Annotated in this window: 18 protein-coding genes; 10 read left to right on the plus strand and 8 right to left on the minus strand. The window is 68.3% G+C overall.

The window, feature by feature from the left end; translation table 11 throughout:
* Window positions 1-43: 43 nt before the first annotated feature.
* Complete coding sequence (locus AC5P7R_RS21100) at window positions 44-439, plus strand: EF-hand domain-containing protein (RefSeq protein WP_478436218.1); 396 nt, start codon at window positions 44-46, stop codon at window positions 437-439.
* 68 nt (window positions 440-507) lie between these two features.
* Here the strand turns inward: AC5P7R_RS21100 and AC5P7R_RS21105 are convergent, their stop codons facing one another.
* Both AC5P7R_RS21105 and ubiH read right to left on the minus strand, forming a co-directional pair.
* The gene (locus tag AC5P7R_RS21105) at window positions 508-1,689 is read right to left on the minus strand and encodes a UbiH/UbiF family hydroxylase (protein ID WP_111102386.1); all 1,182 of its coding nucleotides are present in this window, start codon (window positions 1,687-1,689) and stop codon (window positions 508-510) included.
* On the minus strand, window positions 1,686-2,894 hold the full coding sequence (gene ubiH, locus AC5P7R_RS21110) for a 2-octaprenyl-6-methoxyphenyl hydroxylase (protein ID WP_459389689.1): 1,209 nt from the start codon (window positions 2,892-2,894) through the stop codon (window positions 1,686-1,688). The genes AC5P7R_RS21105 and ubiH overlap by 4 nt, the downstream gene beginning before the upstream one ends.
* 107 nt (window positions 2,895-3,001) lie before the next feature.
* On the opposite strand from ubiH, the gene AC5P7R_RS21115 reads away from it, so the two are divergent.
* The 9 genes from AC5P7R_RS21115 to AC5P7R_RS21155 all read left to right on the plus strand — a co-directional run bounded on the left by AC5P7R_RS21115 (window position 3,002) and on the right by AC5P7R_RS21155 (window position 12,231).
* Complete coding sequence (locus tag AC5P7R_RS21115) at window positions 3,002-3,586, plus strand: hypothetical protein (RefSeq protein ID WP_019661124.1); 585 nt, start codon at window positions 3,002-3,004, stop codon at window positions 3,584-3,586.
* 10 nt (window positions 3,587-3,596) lie between these two features.
* The gene (locus AC5P7R_RS21120; RefSeq protein WP_019661123.1) at window positions 3,597-4,151 is read left to right on the plus strand and encodes a cob(I)yrinic acid a,c-diamide adenosyltransferase; all 555 of its coding nucleotides are present in this window, start codon (window positions 3,597-3,599) and stop codon (window positions 4,149-4,151) included.
* A 9-nt stretch (window positions 4,152-4,160) separates the two neighbouring features.
* Window positions 4,161-5,099, plus strand: coding sequence for a histone deacetylase family protein (locus tag AC5P7R_RS21125; RefSeq protein WP_019661122.1), 939 nt, complete (start codon window positions 4,161-4,163; stop codon window positions 5,097-5,099).
* Between the two features lie 89 nt (window positions 5,100-5,188).
* Window positions 5,189-7,669: an LPS-assembly protein LptD gene (gene lptD, locus AC5P7R_RS21130; RefSeq protein WP_080112535.1), complete on the plus strand. Its 2,481-nt coding sequence runs from the start codon at window positions 5,189-5,191 to the stop codon at window positions 7,667-7,669.
* Entirely contained in the window at window positions 7,666-9,012 is a 1,347-nt protein-coding gene (locus AC5P7R_RS21135) for a peptidylprolyl isomerase (RefSeq protein WP_019338102.1), read from the plus strand. The genes lptD and AC5P7R_RS21135 overlap by 4 nt, the downstream gene beginning before the upstream one ends.
* A gap of 3 nt (window positions 9,013-9,015) precedes the next feature.
* Window positions 9,016-9,996, plus strand: coding sequence for a 4-hydroxythreonine-4-phosphate dehydrogenase PdxA (gene pdxA, locus AC5P7R_RS21140; protein WP_019661120.1), 981 nt, complete (start codon window positions 9,016-9,018; stop codon window positions 9,994-9,996).
* Complete coding sequence (rsmA, locus tag AC5P7R_RS21145) at window positions 9,993-10,796, plus strand: 16S rRNA (adenine(1518)-N(6)/adenine(1519)-N(6))-dimethyltransferase RsmA (RefSeq protein WP_021203187.1); 804 nt, start codon at window positions 9,993-9,995, stop codon at window positions 10,794-10,796. The genes pdxA and rsmA overlap by 4 nt, the downstream gene beginning before the upstream one ends.
* A gap of 13 nt (window positions 10,797-10,809) precedes the next feature.
* Window positions 10,810-11,193, plus strand: coding sequence for a Co2+/Mg2+ efflux facilitator ApaG/CorD (gene apaG / locus AC5P7R_RS21150; protein WP_005412297.1), 384 nt, complete (start codon window positions 10,810-10,812; stop codon window positions 11,191-11,193).
* A gap of 15 nt (window positions 11,194-11,208) precedes the next feature.
* Entirely contained in the window at window positions 11,209-12,231 is a 1,023-nt protein-coding gene (locus AC5P7R_RS21155; protein WP_478436217.1) for a symmetrical bis(5'-nucleosyl)-tetraphosphatase, read from the plus strand.
* Window positions 12,232-12,554: 323 nt separating this feature from the next.
* On the opposite strand, the gene AC5P7R_RS21160 is transcribed toward AC5P7R_RS21155, so the two are convergent.
* Genes AC5P7R_RS21160 through AC5P7R_RS21185 form a run of 6 tightly spaced genes read right to left on the minus strand, consistent with a single transcriptional unit; the run spans window position 12,555 to window position 16,787 of the window.
* Window positions 12,555-13,046, minus strand: coding sequence for a dihydrofolate reductase (locus AC5P7R_RS21160; RefSeq protein ID WP_478436216.1), 492 nt, complete (start codon window positions 13,044-13,046; stop codon window positions 12,555-12,557).
* 5 nt (window positions 13,047-13,051) lie between these two features.
* On the minus strand, window positions 13,052-13,846 hold the full coding sequence (locus AC5P7R_RS21165) for a thymidylate synthase (RefSeq protein ID WP_021203184.1): 795 nt from the start codon (window positions 13,844-13,846) through the stop codon (window positions 13,052-13,054).
* The gene (gene lgt, locus AC5P7R_RS21170; protein WP_134732206.1) at window positions 13,843-14,730 is read right to left on the minus strand and encodes a prolipoprotein diacylglyceryl transferase; all 888 of its coding nucleotides are present in this window, start codon (window positions 14,728-14,730) and stop codon (window positions 13,843-13,845) included. Before lgt ends, AC5P7R_RS21165 begins: the two co-directional genes overlap by 4 nt.
* Window positions 14,731-14,781: 51 nt before the next feature.
* On the minus strand, window positions 14,782-15,276 hold the full coding sequence (locus AC5P7R_RS21175; protein WP_058980390.1) for a TPM domain-containing protein: 495 nt from the start codon (window positions 15,274-15,276) through the stop codon (window positions 14,782-14,784).
* A complete protein-coding gene (locus AC5P7R_RS21180; RefSeq protein ID WP_329846518.1) occupies window positions 15,276-16,163 on the minus strand; it encodes a TPM domain-containing protein in 888 nt (295 codons plus the stop codon). Before AC5P7R_RS21180 ends, AC5P7R_RS21175 begins: the two co-directional genes overlap by 1 nt.
* Before the next feature lie 3 nt (window positions 16,164-16,166).
* Entirely contained in the window at window positions 16,167-16,787 is a 621-nt protein-coding gene (locus tag AC5P7R_RS21185; RefSeq protein WP_012510094.1) for a LemA family protein, read from the minus strand.
* Between the last annotated feature and the right edge of the window lie 322 nt (window positions 16,788-17,109).

Below are 17,109 nucleotides of genomic sequence, written 5' to 3' on the forward strand. Positions count from 1 at the left end.
ATGCCCGCCGGGCATGGGCCCGGCGCTACCGAGGAAGGGAACCATGCGATACCACTCGCTCGCCATGTTGATCACCCTGCTGGCCGCCGCACCAGCGGTGGCCCAGCAATTGCCGCACACTCCTGCGCAGAGCCAGCCGCTGGGCCCCACCGGCGGCGCGATCCGCCAGCAACCGCTGGATGCGGGCCGGGTCAGCGGCAGCGTCGAGATTCCGCAGCAGGCCGGCGAGGCACAGGTGACCGTGCGTTCGCTGGAACCGAGCAGCGTGGTCGGCCAGTACCGCATCCACTTCGCCGCGCTGGATGTGAACGGCGACGGTTTCATCAGCCGCGAGGAAGCGCAGGCCAACCCGGCGCTGGCCGACGAATTCAATTCGCTGGACCGCAGGTACCGCGGCAAGCTGGACCGCACCGACCTGGCCGGCTGGCTGGTGGATTGAAAAAGGGGACGGAGGGGATTAAGTCGTATGTGCACAAACGACTTAATCCCCTCCGTCCCCTTTTTGCTTCAGACGCCGGCGGCGCGCTTCCAGAACGCCTGCACCAGCGGCGGCCATCGGCCGACGCAGCCCAGCGCACGGCCCCGGGCCAGGGTCAGGTGCATTTCGTCGTTGGAGAACAGGCGGTTGATCGCATCGAAGCTGTAGGCGGCGATGTGGTTGTCGCTGCGCCGTTCGCGTGCCCAGCGCTGCAGGCGCTGCGGCGACAGCCGCGGCTGGCCGCGGCGCTCGGCCGACGGCGCCAGCCACTGCTGCAGGGCAGCGACATCGCGCAACCCCAGGTTCACGCCCTGCCCGGCCAGCGGGTGCACCACATGCGCGGCATCGCCCAGCGCCAGCACGCGGCCGGCCACATAGTGACGGGCCAGCTGGCGGCGCAGCGGGAACGCCGCACGCGGCGAGGCCAGACGCAGTTCGCCCAGGCGCGCCGCGAAGGCGCGGGTCAGTTCGCGGTTGAAGCTGTCCTCGTCCAACGCCAGCACGCGAGCCGCTTCATCCTCGGGCAGGGTCCAGACGATCGAGCTGCGGCGCTCGGCCACCGGCAGCAGCGCCAGCGGCCCGCCCGGCAGGAAACGCTGCCAGGCCGTGGCCTGGTTGGGAAGATCGCTGTCCACGTAGGCCACCACGCCACGCTGGTGGTAGTCATGCTTTTCAACCTCGATCCCGGCCATCTGGCGCAGGGTCGACTCGGCACCGTCGGCGGCCACCGCCAACGCCGCTTCCAGGCGGCGACCGTCATCCAGGCGCAGGCGCACGCCATCCTCGTCCTGCTCCAGCGCGTCCACCCGTGCCGGGCAGTGCAGCTGCACGCCCGCCGCCGGCAGCGCCGCCCACAGGCGGTCCTGCAGCAGGCCGTTCTCGACGATGTAGCCCAGTTCGCGACGGCCGAAGCGATCGGCATCGAACAGCAGATCTTCGCCACCGGCCGCATCCCACACCTGCATGCGCCGGTAGGGCCAGGCACGGGCCTGGGCGATCGCCGGCCACACGCCGAGGCGGTTCAACAGCTGCACGTTGTCGGCGGCAAAGGCGAACACGCGCAGGTCAGGCTGTGCGGCCTGCCACGGCGCCGGTTCACGGCCTTCCACCAACGCCACCGACAGGCCGGCATCGGCCAGCGCCAGCGCGCACGCGGCACCGACCACGCCACCACCGACGATGGCCACATCAAGACGCGTGCGGCGGCTCATGCGGTTTCTCCACGGCACAGCCGCGGTACTTCGCCACGGAATCCCATCGCACCACCGACCAGCATCGACTGCACCGAGGCGCGTTGTGCGGCCACCAGACCGAGGCTGCGCAGCGGCCGCATCAGTGGCGCCGGGCTGCTGGTCAGCCGTGCCAGGCCGCCGGAGAACGCCACCGTCTGCCGGCGGTCTTCCTCGCGGCGTGCAACATAGGCCTGCAGCAATGCATCACTGCCGGCATCCTCATGCGCATTCTCCAGCAGTTCGGCCAGGGTCAGCGCATCGCGCAGGCCCAGGTTGAAGCCCTGCGCACCCAGCGGATGGATGGTCTGCGCGGCATTGCCCAGCAGCACCGTGCGTTCACCGGCCAATGCGCGCGCCAGCACCTGGATGAGCGGATAAGCGCTGCGTGGACCGGATTCGAGCAGGCGGCCGGCACGCCAGCCGATCGCGTCCTGCAGGCGCTGCAGCCAGGCCGCATCGTCCAGCGCCATCACCGCATCGGCCTGATCGCGGGCCACGCCATGCACGGTGCCGAAGTGGCGGTCACCGCGCGGCAGCAGGGCGGTCGGGCCGGTATCGGTGAAGCGCTCCCAGGCCGTGCCATCCGGCGCACGCTGGCTGCGCACGCGGGCGACGAACAGGGTCTGCTGGAAATCATGGCGGTCGACCTCGATGCCCAGCGCGCCACGCACGCCGCTGGTGGTGCCATCGGCCCCCACCACCAGACGTGCCAGCAGCACGCGTTCACCCGCCTCGTCAGCCACCCGCACCTGGCGGTAGCCGTCCACCACCTCGCCCAGTCCCAGGAACCGCATCGGCCGATAACGGCGCAGGCGCGGCAGCTCCTGAAGCCGCGCTTCCAGCGCCTGGCCGAAATCGCGCGCGACCACCACCTGGCCGAACCACGGCCGGTCGTAATCGGCCGCTTCGAGCTGCACACGGCCGAAATCGCCGGCACGACTGACATGGATGCGCCGGATCGGGCCCGGTGCCATCGCCAGCTTCTGCATCACCCCCAGCGCGGTCAGCGCATTGACGGTGGCAGCGGCGAAACTGAGATTGCGCTGGTCGAACACCGCAGGCAGCTCGCCGGCCGGGCTGGCCTCGAGCAGGCCCACGTCGCGGCCCAGCCGGTCCAGGGCGATGGCCAGGCTGGCACCCACCAGGCCACCACCGACAATCAGCACGTCATGTCGTTCACTCATGTGTTCATGATACGCGCTCGCCCCGACTGTACGCCGAACAAGCGGCGCCTGCGCCAACCGGCGCGGCGGGCTAGAATGAAACCTGAATCCGCTCCGGGCCCGCTGCCATGTCCGCCACCGCCAACCGCGCCTTCGTCCTGTCCGTCCTCGTGCTGTTGCTGGCGGCGACCCGGGTCAACCACTTCGCGGCCATTCCGGATGCCTCCTGGGCGGTGTTCTTCATCGGTGGCTTCTATCTGGCCACGTGGACACGCTGGGCGTTTCCGCTGCTGATGGTGTTCGCCGTGCTGGTGGACTGGATCGTGATCCGCAGCAGCGGCCTGGATTTCTGGCAGCACTACTGCGTGTCACCGGGTTACTGGCTGCTGCTGCCGGCGTACTTCTCGCTGTGGGCCGGCGGCATGCTGCTGGGCCGCAACTACCAGGGCGCGCGCTGGCCGGTGCTGGCCAAGGGTGCGCTGCTGCTGGTCGCGTCGGTGGCGATCTGCCACCTGCTGGCGCAGGGTGGCTTCTACTGGACCAGCCGTAACGTGGCCGAGCCGACGCTGGCCGGCTGGGCACAGAACTACGCGCAGTGGTTCGGGCCCTACCTGCGCACTACGGCGATCTATGTGGCGCTGGCCGCTGCCCTGCAGCTGGCCGTGGAGCAGGTGTTGAAGCTCCAGCAGGCCCGCCGCGACATCCGCCACTGAGCCGCGCGCCATGGGTCATCGCCTCTCGCGCATTTACACCCGCACCGGCGACGACGGCAGTACCGGCCTTGGCGACGGCCAACGCGTGGCCAAGGATGACGCCCGCGTGGCGTCCTTCGGTACCGTCGACGAGGCCAACGCCGCGCTCGGCCTGCTGCTGGCCGCGCCCCTGCCCGAGGATGTACGCGCGCTGGTGGTGCATCTGCAGCACCAGCTGTTCGATCTGGGCGCCGAGCTGTGCATTCCCGGCCACGCCGCGATCCATGCCGCCGACGTCTCGGCCCTGGAGCAGCAGCTGGACCATTACAACGCCAACCTCCCGATGCTGAAGGAATTCATCCTGCCGGCCGGCGGCGAAGCTGCCGCGCGCTGCCATCTGGCCCGCACCATCGTCCGCCGCGCCGAGCGCGAGACGGTCACCCTGGCCCGCCACGAGGCCGTCCGCAGCGAGGCGCTGCAATACCTCAACCGGCTGTCGGACCTGCTGTTCGTGCTGGCCCGGGTGCTGGCCCGCGCCGACGGCCATGGCGAAGCGCTGTGGCAGCCACAGCAGCGCCAGCGCTGAGTCGGCACGATGCTGGTCTATTCCCACCCGTCCTGCCTGCTGCATGACCCCGGTCCCGGCCATCCCGAATGCCCGCAACGGCTGCAGCAGGTGCTGGACGCACTGCACACCGCCTTCCCCGGCCAGCTGGACTGGCGCGAGGCGCCGCCGGCGAAGTTCGGCGAACTGACCCGGGTCCACGACAGCGCCCTGCTCGACTTCGTGCTGCAGCCGCAGACCGCACCGCTGCGCCAGCTGGACATGGACACCTGGACCTCGCCGGGCTCGGCCAGCGCCGCCGTGCACGCCGCCGGTGCCGGTGTGGCCGCAGTCGATGCGGTGATGCTGGGCGAGGACCCGCTGGCCTTCTGCGCGGTACGCCCACCGGGCCACCACGCCACCAGCAGCACCGCCATGGGCTTCTGCCTGCTGAACAACATCGCCATCGCCGCCGCCCATGCCCGCGACCGCCATGGCCTGGAACGGATCGCGGTGGTCGATTTCGACGTGCACCACGGCAATGGCACCCAGGACATCTTCCAGCATGACGCCCGGGTTTCGTACTACAGCACCCACCAGGCCGGGCTGTTCCCCAATTCCGGCCTGCGCCGCGACCGCGGTGCCGGCAACCTGATGAACATCCTGCTGCCGCCGGGAAGCGGCGGCTTCCGCTTCCGCAACGTCTGGGCCGACGAGATGCTGCCGGCCATCGACGACTTCCGCCCGCAGCTGCTGCTGATCTCGGCCGGCTTCGATGCCCACCTGCGTGATCCACAGGCGGATCTGATGCTGGAGACCGACGATTTCGCCTGGATCACCGGTGAGCTGCACGCGCTGGCACGCCGCCACGCGGCTGGCCGGGTGGTGTCGATGCTGGAGGGCGGCTATGACCTGCAGGCCCTGGCGGAGTGCAGCGTGGCCCATGTCCAGGCCCTGCTTACGCCATCCGCCGGCACCTCCGCCGGATGAACCCGAACCGGCAGGCTCCGGCGTCCTTCATTGCCCCTATGCAAGGGATGGGGCAAGCTACCGTCCGTTTTCGCCCGAATCCGAACCGCGTGCGCCGAGCCCTCCGCCTGCTTCCCCTGCCTCTGAGCATCGCCATCAGCCTTCCGGCAATGGCTGATGATAAGCCGCTCAACTGGGGCCTGTGCCCGGCCACCGACGTCATTCCCGCGTTCACCGACGCCCCCACGCCGGTCCCGGGCCAGGACAAGGCTGCCGCTGCGGCCGCCCGCGAGAACCAGCCGACCGACATCGAAGGCGACCAGCTGCTGGGTACCACCACCGTGCCGCAGTACGAGGGCAACGTGGCGCTGCGCCGCGGCGACCAGTTCGTCGGTACCGACAAGCTCAGTTTTGACACCGAGACCGGCAACTACATCGCCGACGGCAATGTCCGCTACCAGGACGGGTCGATCCGGATGGTCGCCAAGCGCGCCGAAGGCAACCAGGAAAGCGACACCCACAAGATCACCGACATCAAGTACCAGCTGGTGTCGCGCCGCGGCAACGGCGATGCCGAGTCGGTCGACCTGCAGGGCGCGGTCGGCCAGATGCACCGCTCCACCTACACCACCTGCGACCCGTCACAGCCGGTGTGGAAGCTGTCGGCGCCGCAGATCGAAGTGGACAACGACGAAGGCTTCGGCACGGCCCGCAACGCCGTACTGCGCATCGGCAAGGTGCCGGTGCTGTGGGCGCCCTACTTCAAGTTCCCGATCGATGACCGCCGCAAGACCGGCCTGCTGTTCCCGCAGCTGGGCATGTCCGGCCGCAACGGTTTCGACTACGCGCAGCCGATCTACTTCAATCTGGCGCCGAACTACGATGACACCCTGACCCCGCGCTACATGAGCCGGCGCGGCCTGCTGCTCGACAACGAGTTCCGCTACCTCTACAACGGCGGCCGTGGCGAGGTGCTGACCAGCTACATGCCCAACGACAGGCTGCGCGACCGCGACCGCGGCCGGGTGATGTTCGACGGCTACCACAACGTGAACAGCCACTGGCAGGCCCGCGCCAACCTGGCCTGGGTCAGCGACGAGCGCTATGTCGAGGACTTCGCCAACCGCCTGGTGGGGGTGACCGCCTCCAACCTGCAGAGCACCATCGGCCTGTACGGTACGGGCACGAACTGGACGGCCGGCATCATGGCCGACCGCTGGCAGCTGACCGACTACACGCTTGACGAGAATGCCCTGCCCTACAACCGCCAGCCGCGGGTGTATTTCAACTGGAACAAGCCGATGCGGCCATGGCTGGAAACCGGCCTGTACGCCGAAGCGGTGAGGTTCACCCACGACGACGTGAACCTCAAGTACGGTGCCGATGCGGGCCCGGACCTGCAATACACCCGCACCGGCCAGACCGTGCGCGCCTATGGCGGCTCCCGCCTTGACGTCAAGCCGTACGTTTCCTTCCCCATCAGCGGCGCGGCCTGGTACATCACGCCCACCCTGGCGTACCGCTACACGGCCTACCAGCTGGACCGCGGCCTGGCCGACAGGATACGCAGCACCGTTCTGGCCTCGGAGGGCGTGGACGTGACCACCGCCACCCCGGAACAGCTGCGCGGCAACACCTCGCCCAGCCGCAGCCTGCCGATCGGCAGCATCGACGCCGGCCTGTTCTTCGACCGCGAGACCAGCATCCGCGGCAAGTCCTTCCTGCAGACGCTGGAGCCGCGCCTGTTCTACCTGCGCACGCCGTACCGCAACCAGGACGAACTGCCGATCTTCGACACCCGTGACTTCACCTTCAGCTGGGGCCAGCTGTTCCGCGATTCGCGCTACACCGGCGCCGACCGCCAGAACGATGCCAACCAGCTGACCCTGGCACTGAGTACCCGTTTCATCGACCAGACCACCGGCAAGGAGCGGTTCTCGGCCTCGATCGGCCAGATCCAGTACTTCGACGAGTCGCGGGTGACCGTCACGCCGGGCGGCGCGCCGGTGGAAAAGGGCAAGTCGGCGTGGATCGCCGACGGCAACTACATGATCAACGACCGCTGGACCCTGGGCGCCACCTACCAGTGGGACCCGAAGTACAAGCGCGAGGATCTGGCCAGCGTCCGCGCCCGCTACCTGATGCCCAACGATGGCGTGATCAACCTGAGCTACCGCTACCGCATCAACGCCGGCGCCCCGGCGACGGCCAACAAGCATGACCGCACCCTGCTGGAGCAGGCTGACCTGTCGTTCCTGTACCCGCTGAATGCGCGCTGGAGCCTGGTCGGTCGCTATTACTACTCGCTGCAGGACAAGGAGCCGCTGGAAATCATCGGCGGCGTGCAGTGGGACAGCTGCTGCCTGGCCGTGCGCGTGGTCGGCCGCCGCTACGTCCGCAATCGCGAGGGCGAGATGAACAATTCCATCCAGGTGGAGTTCGTCCTGAAGGGCCTGAGCTCCATCGGCCAGGACACGGACCGCACCCTGCGCCGTGCTATCCTCGGCTACAACCGCGACGACCTCTATCTCGTGCCGCCCAGCAACACCGGGGTGACCCGCGATGACTACGATCCGAATCAGATCCCATGACCAAGCGCTTCCCCGTTCTTCTCGCCTCCCTGCTGGCGGTGTCCAGCGTGTCCGCCCCCCTGCAGGTGCTCGCGCAGGAGGCGCAGCCGTTGGACCGCATCGCCGCCGTCGTCGACGAGGACGTGATCCTGCAGAGCGAGCTCCAGCGTGCGATCGCCAACATCAAGGCGCAGTACGCCGGCCGTGAAAACCAGCTGCCGCCGGAAGACGTGCTCAGCCGCCAGGTGCTCGAGCGACTGGTGCTGGTCAAGCTGCAGGTCGCCCGCGCCCAGGGCAGCGGCATCCGCGTCAGCGACCAGGAGCTGAACCAGGCGATGAATGCCATCGCCCAGCAGAACGGCTCGGACCTGGATGCACTGCGCCAGCGCCTGGCCCACGACGGCATCGATTTCAACGATTTCCGTGCTTCGGTGCGCGATGAAATCACTGTGCAGCGCCTGCGCCAGAGCTTCGCGCAGAGCCGCATCAGCGTCAGCGAGGGTGAAGTGGACGCCGCGCTGAAGCAGCAGGCCACGGTGGGCAACCAGTACCACCTGGCACACATCCTGATCGCCCTGCCCGACGGCTCCAACGCCGACCAGATCGCCACCGGCCAGAAGAAGGCCGAGGGCGTGAAGGCCCTGCTGGACAAGGGTGAGCTGGACTTCAACGCTGCCGCCGTGCGTTATTCGGACAGCCCGAACGCGCTGGAAGGCGGCGATCTGGGCTGGCGCAGCCTGGATGAAATCCCGCAGGCCTTTGCCCAGCTGATGGAAAAGATGAAGCCCGGCGAAGTGGTCGGCCCGATCCGCGGCCCCAGCGGCTTCCAGTTGCTGAAGCTGGTGGAAGTGCGTGATGCCAGCGCCGCCAGCGGTGGCGCGCACACGGTCACCGAATACCACGGCCGCCACATCCTGGTGCGCGTGGACGATCACCAGACCGACGCTGCCGCCAAGGCCAAGATCGATACCCTGCGCGCCCGCATCGCCGGCGGCGCGGATTTCGAAACCGTGGCCAAGGAATCCTCCGAGGACAACAACAGCAAGGGCCAGGGCGGCGATCTGGGCTGGTTCCCGGTCGACGCGTTCGGTCCGGCGTTTGGTCAGCAGGTGGCCGGCATCCAGGACGGCGGCGTCAGCCAGCCGTTCCGCACCGATGCCGGTTGGCACATCGTGCAGCGCGTGGCCACCCGCCAGACCGACGTGACCAACGACAACCAGCGCGCCCAGATTCGCGAGACCATCGGCCGCCGCAAGCTGGAAGACGAGTACAACCGCTTCCTGCAGGAACTGCGTGGCGAAGCCTATGTCAGCTTCCGCAGCGGGGACCGCGCGGAAAATACCGCCACGCCGCCGCAGTCCTGACCGATGCGCCCCGAGCTCGCTCTGGTACCGGGCGAGCCCGCCGGGATCGGCCCGGAGCTGTGTGTCCGCCTCGTCCAGCAGCCGCGTGAAGATTGCCGGCTGCTGGCCTTCGCCGACCCGGATACCCTGCGCGCGGCCGCCGTCGCGCTGAACCTGCCCCTGCAGCTGCTGCCCGAGGACGCCGAAGCCCGCGCCCCGGGCGACCTGCGTGTGCGCGCGGTGGCCAATGCCATGCCCAGCCACTTCGGCCAGGCCGACCCGGCCAATGCCGGGGCCGTCATCGGCGCCCTGCTCGCTGCCGGCCAGGCCTGCCTGTCCGGCGAACTGCACGGCGTGGTCACCGGCCCGGTGCACAAGGCGGTCATCAACGAAGGCGGCATCGCCTACAGTGGCACCACCGAACTGCTGGCCGACCAGGCCGGGGTGAAGGTGGTGATGATGCTGGCCAACCCCATCGTGCGCGTGGCCCTGGCCACCACCCACCTGCCGCTGCGCGAGGTGGCCGATGCGATCACCGCGCCCAGCCTGGAACACACCCTTCGCACCGTGCACGCCGCGCTGTGCCGCGAGTTCGGCCTGCCCGCGCCACGCATCGCCGTGCTCGGCCTGAACCCGCACGCCGGCGAAGACGGCCATCTGGGCCGCGAGGAACTGGACCTGGTCATCCCGCTGCTGCAGCGCCTGCGCGCGGAGGGCATGGACCTGGTCGGGCCGCTGCCGGCCGATACCGCGTTCCTGCCGGCCAAGCTGGCCGGTTTCGACACCGTGCTGGCGATGTACCACGACCAGGGGCTGCCGGTGCTGAAGTACTCCGGTTTCGAGCAGGCGGTGAACCTGACCCTGGGCCTGCCCTACCCGCGCGTGGCGGTCGACCATGGCACCGCGCTGGACCTGGCCGGCCGCGGCATTGCCGATCCTTCCAGCCTGCAGGCGGCAACGACGCTGTGTGCGCAGCTTGCGCGGCAACGTACACTGAGCGCATGAATTCCCCGCATTCCCCCTCCGGCCCGGTGTTCACCGCACCGGCCAAGAAGCAGCTTGGCCAGCATTTCCTGGCCGATCGCCACTACATCGACAAGATCGTGATGGCGGTCAACCCGAAAGAAGGCGATCGCCTGGTCGAGATCGGTCCCGGCCAGGGCGCGATCACCCTGCCGCTGCTGCGCGTGCATCCGAAACTGACGGTGATCGAGTTCGACCGCGACCTGATCGCGCCGCTGACCGCCGCCGCCGAGCCGCTGGGCGAGCTGACCATCGTCCACCGCGACGTGCTGCGCGTGGACTTCACCGAGCTGGCTGCCGGCCAGCCGATCCGCCTGGTCGGCAACCTGCCCTACAACATCTCCTCGCCGATCCTGTTCCATGCACTGGAACATGCCGCGGTGATCCGCGACATGCACTTCATGCTGCAGAAGGAAGTGGTCGACCGCATGGCCGCCGGCCCCGGCAGCAAGGTGTACGGCCGCCTCAGCGTGATGCTGCAGGCCTATTGCCAGGTGACCTCGCTGTTCGTGGTGCCGCCGGGCGCGTTCCGGCCGCCGCCGAAGGTCGATTCGGCCGTGGTACGGCTGGTGCCGCGTGACCCGGCCTCGATCAACATCAACGACCACGCCCGTTTCGCCGAGGTGGTCAAGGCCGCCTTCGGGCAGCGCCGCAAGACCCTGCGCAATGCGCTCAACAACGTCGTGACGGCCGAGCAGTTCGTCGCCGCCGGCGTGCGCCCCGATGCCCGCGCCGAACAGCTGGATGTGGCTGAATTCATCGCTTTGGCCAATGCCTCCTGATTACACTGCCGGTATGGAAGACGCTGACGTTTACGCCATTTCCGTCGAAGTCGCACCGCGCTTCCTCGACGACCAATCCGCGCCGGAAGACGGGCGCTATGCGTTCGCCTACACGATCCGCATCCACAACCAGGGCCGTGTTGCCGCGCGCCTGGTTGCACGCCACTGGCGCATCACCGATGCCAATGGCCGCGTCGAGCATGTCGATGGCGACGGGGTGATCGGCGAGCAGCCGCGCCTGCGTCCCGGTGAAGACTTCCATTACACGTCCGGTGTCATGCTGGGGACCGATCACGGGACCATGCAGGGCCACTACGACATGGTCGCCGACGACGGCACCGAATTCGCCGCGCCGGTCGCACCTTTCGTGCTGGCCATCCCGCGTACCCTGCACTGACACGGAGGCCGGACGATGAGTGTGTGGGCGATCGGCGACCTGCAGGGCTGCTACGACGTCACCCAGCGCCTGCTGGAGAAGATCCGCTTCGACCCGGCGCAGGACACCCTGTGGTTCTGCGGCGACCTGGTCAACCGCGGTGGCCAGTCGCTGGAAACGCTGCGGCTGGTGCATTCGCTGCGCGGGCACAGCGTGGTGGTGCTGGGCAACCATGACCTTTCGCTGCTGGCCGTCGGTGCACGCACCGAAGAGGAACAGCGCAAGGTCAATCCGGACCTGCTGCGCATCGTGCAGGCCGAGGACCGCGACGAACTGCTGGACTGGCTGCGCCTGCAGAAGCTGGTGCACGTGGATCGCGAGCTGGGCTGGATGATGGTGCACGCCGGCCTGGCACCGAAGTGGACCACGCAGATGGCCGAAAAGCATGCCGCCGAGGTCGAGGCGCAACTGCACGGTGCCGGCTACCGCAAGCTGTTCCGCAACATGTACGGCGACAAGCCGAGCTGGGCGCCGAACCTGTCCGGCTACGACCGTTCACGGGCGATCATCAATGTGCTCACCCGCATGCGCTACTGCACCCCGCGCGGGCGCATCGGCATCGAGGACAAGGGCACGCCGGGCACGCAGGAACAGGGACTGTACCCTTGGTTCGAAGTGCCAGGCCGGGTCGAGCGCGACCTGAAGATCGTCTGCGGCCACTGGTCGGCGCTGGGCCTGACCATCACCCAGGGCGTGCATGCCATCGACACCGGCGCAGTCTGGGGCGGCAAGCTGACCGCGATCCAGCTCGATACCGATGAACTGCGCGTGGTGCAGGTGCCGGGCCGCGATGTCCCCGCACCCGTGCCCAACGCACGCACGCCAGCGCGACCAGCACGCGAGCGCCCGGCTGCATCGGCGCAGGGCAGGGATCCGGGCGGGGCCAACGCCGCGGCCGTCAACCCGGGCAACCGTGGCCCGCGCCGCCGTCGTCGCCGTGGCGGCGGTGGGGGCGGCTCCGCAGGCCCTGGCAACAACGGGGCCCCGCCGCAGGCGTGACCTGATCGTTCCCGGCACCATGGACGGGTGCCGCTGCCCACTCCGGGCCCGGCCACCACCGGCGGTGGAAGCACCGCCCACGGTCCATCGCAGCCGTTGCGCGTCTTCGCCGCTGGGCGCAGCACGCGCGAAGAGGACCCGCGGTTCCAGCACGCCATCATCGGGCATTACCGGATGCCGTAGCGACAGCCCAGGCAGAGTCGACTGTCAGTCGACTATCGCGCGCAGCGCGGGTTTTTCGGGTGACCGCCGAGAGCAGTCGACTAACAGTCGACTCTACCCCGTCGATATCCCCGTCGGTGTTTTCGTTGGTATTTGCGCGATCAGCGGCGCACGTAGTGCGCGAAGCGGAACGCGTAGACGTGGCGTTCGTCGGCCGGGTGCGGCTCGCTGCTGACTTCCCGCCAGTCCTGCATGTCGACTTCGGGGAAATGGGTATCGGCAGGCACTTCGGCATCGACCCAGGTCAGGTACAGGTCGCTGGCGTGGTCCAGCAGCTGGTGGAAGATCTCGCCGCCGCCGATGATGCACAGCTCGCGGGCGCCCTCGCCTTCGGCAATCGCCTTGGCCTCGTCCAGCGACGCCACCGCGCGCATGCCCGCGAACGGCACCTGGCCGCTGCGGGTCAGCACCAGGTTGGTGCGCCCTGGCAGTACGCGGCCGATCGACTCGGCCGTCTTGCGCCCCATCAGGATCGGCTTGCCCAGGGTGAGCGCCTTGAAGTGCTTGAAATCATCCGGCAGGTGCCAGGGCATGGCATTGCCCTGGCCGATGCCACGGTTGCGGTCCAGCGCCACGATCATCGACAGCTTCATGGCACTCACACCGCCACCGGCGCCTTGATCGCCGGGTGCGGATCGTAGCCGTCGATGCGGATGTCGTCGAACCGGAAGCCGAACAGATCGGTCACCTCCGGGTTCAACCACAGCTTGGGCAGCGCGCGCGGTTCGCGCGCCAGCTGCTCGCGGGCCTGCTCGAAGTGGTTCGAGTACAGGTGCGCGTCACCCAGCGTGTGCACGAAGTCGCCCACTCCCAGGCCGGTGGCCTGCGCCACCATGTGGGTCAGCAGCGCATAGCTGGCGATGTTGAACGGCACGCCGAGGAAGATGTCGCCGCTGCGCTGGTACAGCTGGCAGCTGAGCTTGCCGTCCACCACGTAGAACTGGAACAGGTTGTGGCACGGCATCAGCGCCATCTGCGAAAGCTCGCCCACGTTCCAGGCGCTGACCACCAGCCGGCGCGAATCGGGGTTGCGCTTGATCTCGTCCACCAGCCACTGCATCTGGTCGATCTCGCGGCCATCGGCGGTGGCCCAGCTGCGCCACTGCTTGCCGTAGACCGGGCCGAGGTCGCCGTTCTCGTCGGCCCACTCGTCCCAGATACGTACCTGGTTGTCCTTCAGGTAGCCGATGTTGGTATCGCCCTTCAGGAACCACAGCAGCTCGTGGATGATCGAGCGCAGGTGCAGCTTCTTGGTGGTGACCAGCGGGAAGCCTTTGTTGAGGTCGAAGCGCATCTGCCAGCCGAACACGCTGCGGGTGCCTGTGCCGGTACGATCACTCTTCTCCGCGCCATGTTCCAGCACATGCGCAAGCAGATCCAGGTAGGCCTTCATGCCTTGCCCTCCGCAGCCATCACCGGTTGCGGCTGCAGCACGGGTGCGCGGCGCGACATCACCAGCAGCACCAGGCCGAAGGCGATCAGCGGCAGGCTGAGGATCTGGCCGCGGGTCAGCCAGTCGAAGGCCACGTAGACGCCGTTGTCGGGCATGCGCACGAATTCGACGGCGAAGCGGAACAGGCCGTACATCAGCGCGAACAGGCCGCCGACCAGGTAGCGGTGGCGCGGCCTGGCCGAGACCGTCCACAGCACCACGAACATCACCAGGCCTTCCAGCAGCGCTTCATACAGCTGCGAGGGATGGCGCGCGAACTGGTTCAGCGCGCCGGTGGCGAACTGCGCCTGCAAGGTGGCGTGGTCGAGCTGGTTCAGCGGCGCCGGCAGGCCGGACGGGAACACCACGCCCCAGGTACCGTCGGTGTACTTGCCCCACAGCTCGGCGCCGATGAAGTTGCCGATGCGACCAAAACCCAGGCCCAGCGGCACCAGCGGCGCCATGAAATCCATGGTGTCGAAGAAGTGCAGGCGGTGCTTGCGCGACCACCACCAGCAGGCGCCCAGCACGCCCAGCAGGCCGCCGTGGAAGCTCATGCCGCCATCCCATACCTTGAACAGCAGCAGCGGGTTGTGCAGGAAATCGCCCAGCGCGTAGAACAGCATGTAGCCGATGCGCCCGCCCAGCACCACGCCGAGCATGGCGTAGAACAGCAGGTCGGAGAAGCCGTTGGCGTCGACGCCCGGCAGGCGACCGGCGGCGATGCGCGTGCGTCCCAGCAGCCAGGCAGCGGTGAAGCCCAGCAGGTACATGATGCCGTACCAATGCACCTTGATCGGCCCCAGCGAGAGGGCGATGGGGTCGATGTCGTGGAAATAGATCATGGAAGGTGCCTTGCGGTTGAACGCCTATTCTCGGGCCAGTGCCGCCCCGGCTCAACCAAGAAGCTGGGGCGAGTTCGGCAGCGCGTCATCGTTCGACCGCGTCGAGGCCGGGAAGTGCCCTTCGATCAGGCTGGAAACCTCGTCGATGGCATCCTGCAGCGCTTCCACCGGATGGGAACCACGCAGGCCCTCGCGCAGATGGGTGCAGACCCGCTGCCACTGCGCCGGGCTGACCCGGCCGTGCAGGCCGCGGTCGGCGACGATCTCGATGGCATGGTCGGCCAGCAGCAGGTAGATCAGCACGCCGTTGTTGTGGGCGGTATCCCAGGTGCGCAGGCGTGCGAAGGCATGCTCGGCGGCCTGCCTCGGGGTGACCTTGTGCCACAACGCGGACAGAGGCAGATCGGCCTCCACAGCGAACATCACCTGACCGCCGTGGCGCTGCTCACCGGCGGCGATGGCCTCGGTGATCGCCTGCAGCGTGGCTGGCGGGAACGCGCGACGTACCGACGGCGAACACACATGGCGGAACAGACGTTGGATCATCACCAGCCTCCCGAAGCACCACCGCCACCGGAACGGCCACCGCCGCCGCCCCAGCCGCCTCCGCCGCCGAATCCACCGCCTCCACCAAAACCGCCCCCGCCGCCCCAGCTGCCACCGCCCCAGCCTCCGCCACCGGCGAAGCGCCCCGGATGCCCGGAGAGCATCGCCACGATCAGGCCGACCACGCCGGCCAGGCCACTGGCCAGCAGGGTGGAGGTGAACAGGAACGCCGCCACGGCTGCGCCAGCGCCGCCGAGCAGGCCACGCAGCGGGCGCGGCACGCGCGCGAACACGCCGCGCAGGATGCTGCCGGCGAACACGCCGATGAACAGCGCCAGGAACCAGGTGTCGCCGCCACCGCCGGGCTCGCGCCCGCGATGACCGCTGACCGGTGCGGGCAGCGTTTCGCCATCGATCAGCTTGACCAGCACGGCGGTGGCATCGGTGATGCCCCCGGCGTAGTCGCCGCTGCGGAAGCGTGGCACCAGGTACTCCTGGATGACCCGGTTGGCGATGGCATCGGGAATCGCGCCTTCCAGGCCGTAGCCCGGCTCGATGCGAACGCGCCGGTCGTCCTTGGCCACCACCAGCAGCACCCCGTCATCCACGCCCTTGCGGCCTATCTGCCACTGGTCGAAGACCCGCGTGGTGTACTGCGCGATGTCTTCCGGCTGGGTGGTGGGTACCACCAGCACCTGCAGCTGGCTGCCCTTGCGCTGCTGAAGGTCAAGCGCCTGCTGTACCAACACCTGCTTCTGCGCGGCATCCAGCGTGCCGGTGGTGTCGACCACCGGCGAATCCAGCGCCGGAACCGGCGCCAGCTGCTGGGCGTGCGATGCCAGCGGCAGCCATAGCAGCAGGGCCAGCAGCGCAGTGGCCAGGCGCATGGGTCAGTGGCCCGGCTGCGGTGCCGGCTGCTGCTGCGGCGCGCTGCCGAAATCGACCGCCGGCGCGTTGGAGATCTGCGCTTCGTTGTCCACGGTGAAGTTCGGCTTGGTCTTGTAGCCGAAGATCTTGGCGGTGATCACCTGCGGGAACGAGCGGATGTAGGTGTTGTAGTCCTGCACCTGCTGGATGTAGCGGCCACGGGCGACGGTGATGCGGTTTTCAGTGCCTTCCAGCTGGGCCTGCAGGTCGCGGAAGTTCTGGTCCGACTTCAGCACCGGGTAGTTCTCGGTGACCACCAGCAGCCGCGACAGCGCGCTACCCAGTTCGCCCTGGGCCTGCTGGAACTGCTTGAGCGAGGCTTCGTCATCGGCGTTGACGTTGATCTGGCCGACACGCGAGCGGGCGTTGGTGACTTCGGTCAGCACGCGCTCTTCCTGGCTGGCAAAGCCCTTCACCGTCTGCACCAGGTTGGGCACCAGGTCGGCGCGCCGCTTGTACTGGTTGAGCACTTCGGACCAGCTGGCCTTGACCGCCTCATCCTTCTGCTGGATGGCGTTGTAGCCGCAGCCGGACAGCAGGGAGGCCAGCAGCATCAGGGGCAGGACACGGGTGAACAGGCGCATGGCGGAGGTTCCGGGTGGGCTTGGCGCCGAGCATGCCATGGTTCGGGTGAAAGACCGGCCATCGGGCGCCGCCCCCTCCGCGGTGTGGTCCAGCCAGCTCGGGGTGGGCCGGGAGGGTGGGTCGGCTGGGGGCCGCTGCAAGTACGTCCATGTAAGCTCGGTCGCCGCATCCATGCGGCTCACTGATCTGGCCCCCCGTCAGCGGACGCCAAGAAGCGATACTTTGATCGCACCTGGAGGTCCCTTATGTCCCGTATCACCCGTCGTAGCTATACCGATGAGTTCAAGCACCAAGCCGTGGAGTTGGCCGAGTCGCTCGGGC

Source organism: Stenotrophomonas sp. YJH_SMC_27 (genome assembly GCF_059369815.1).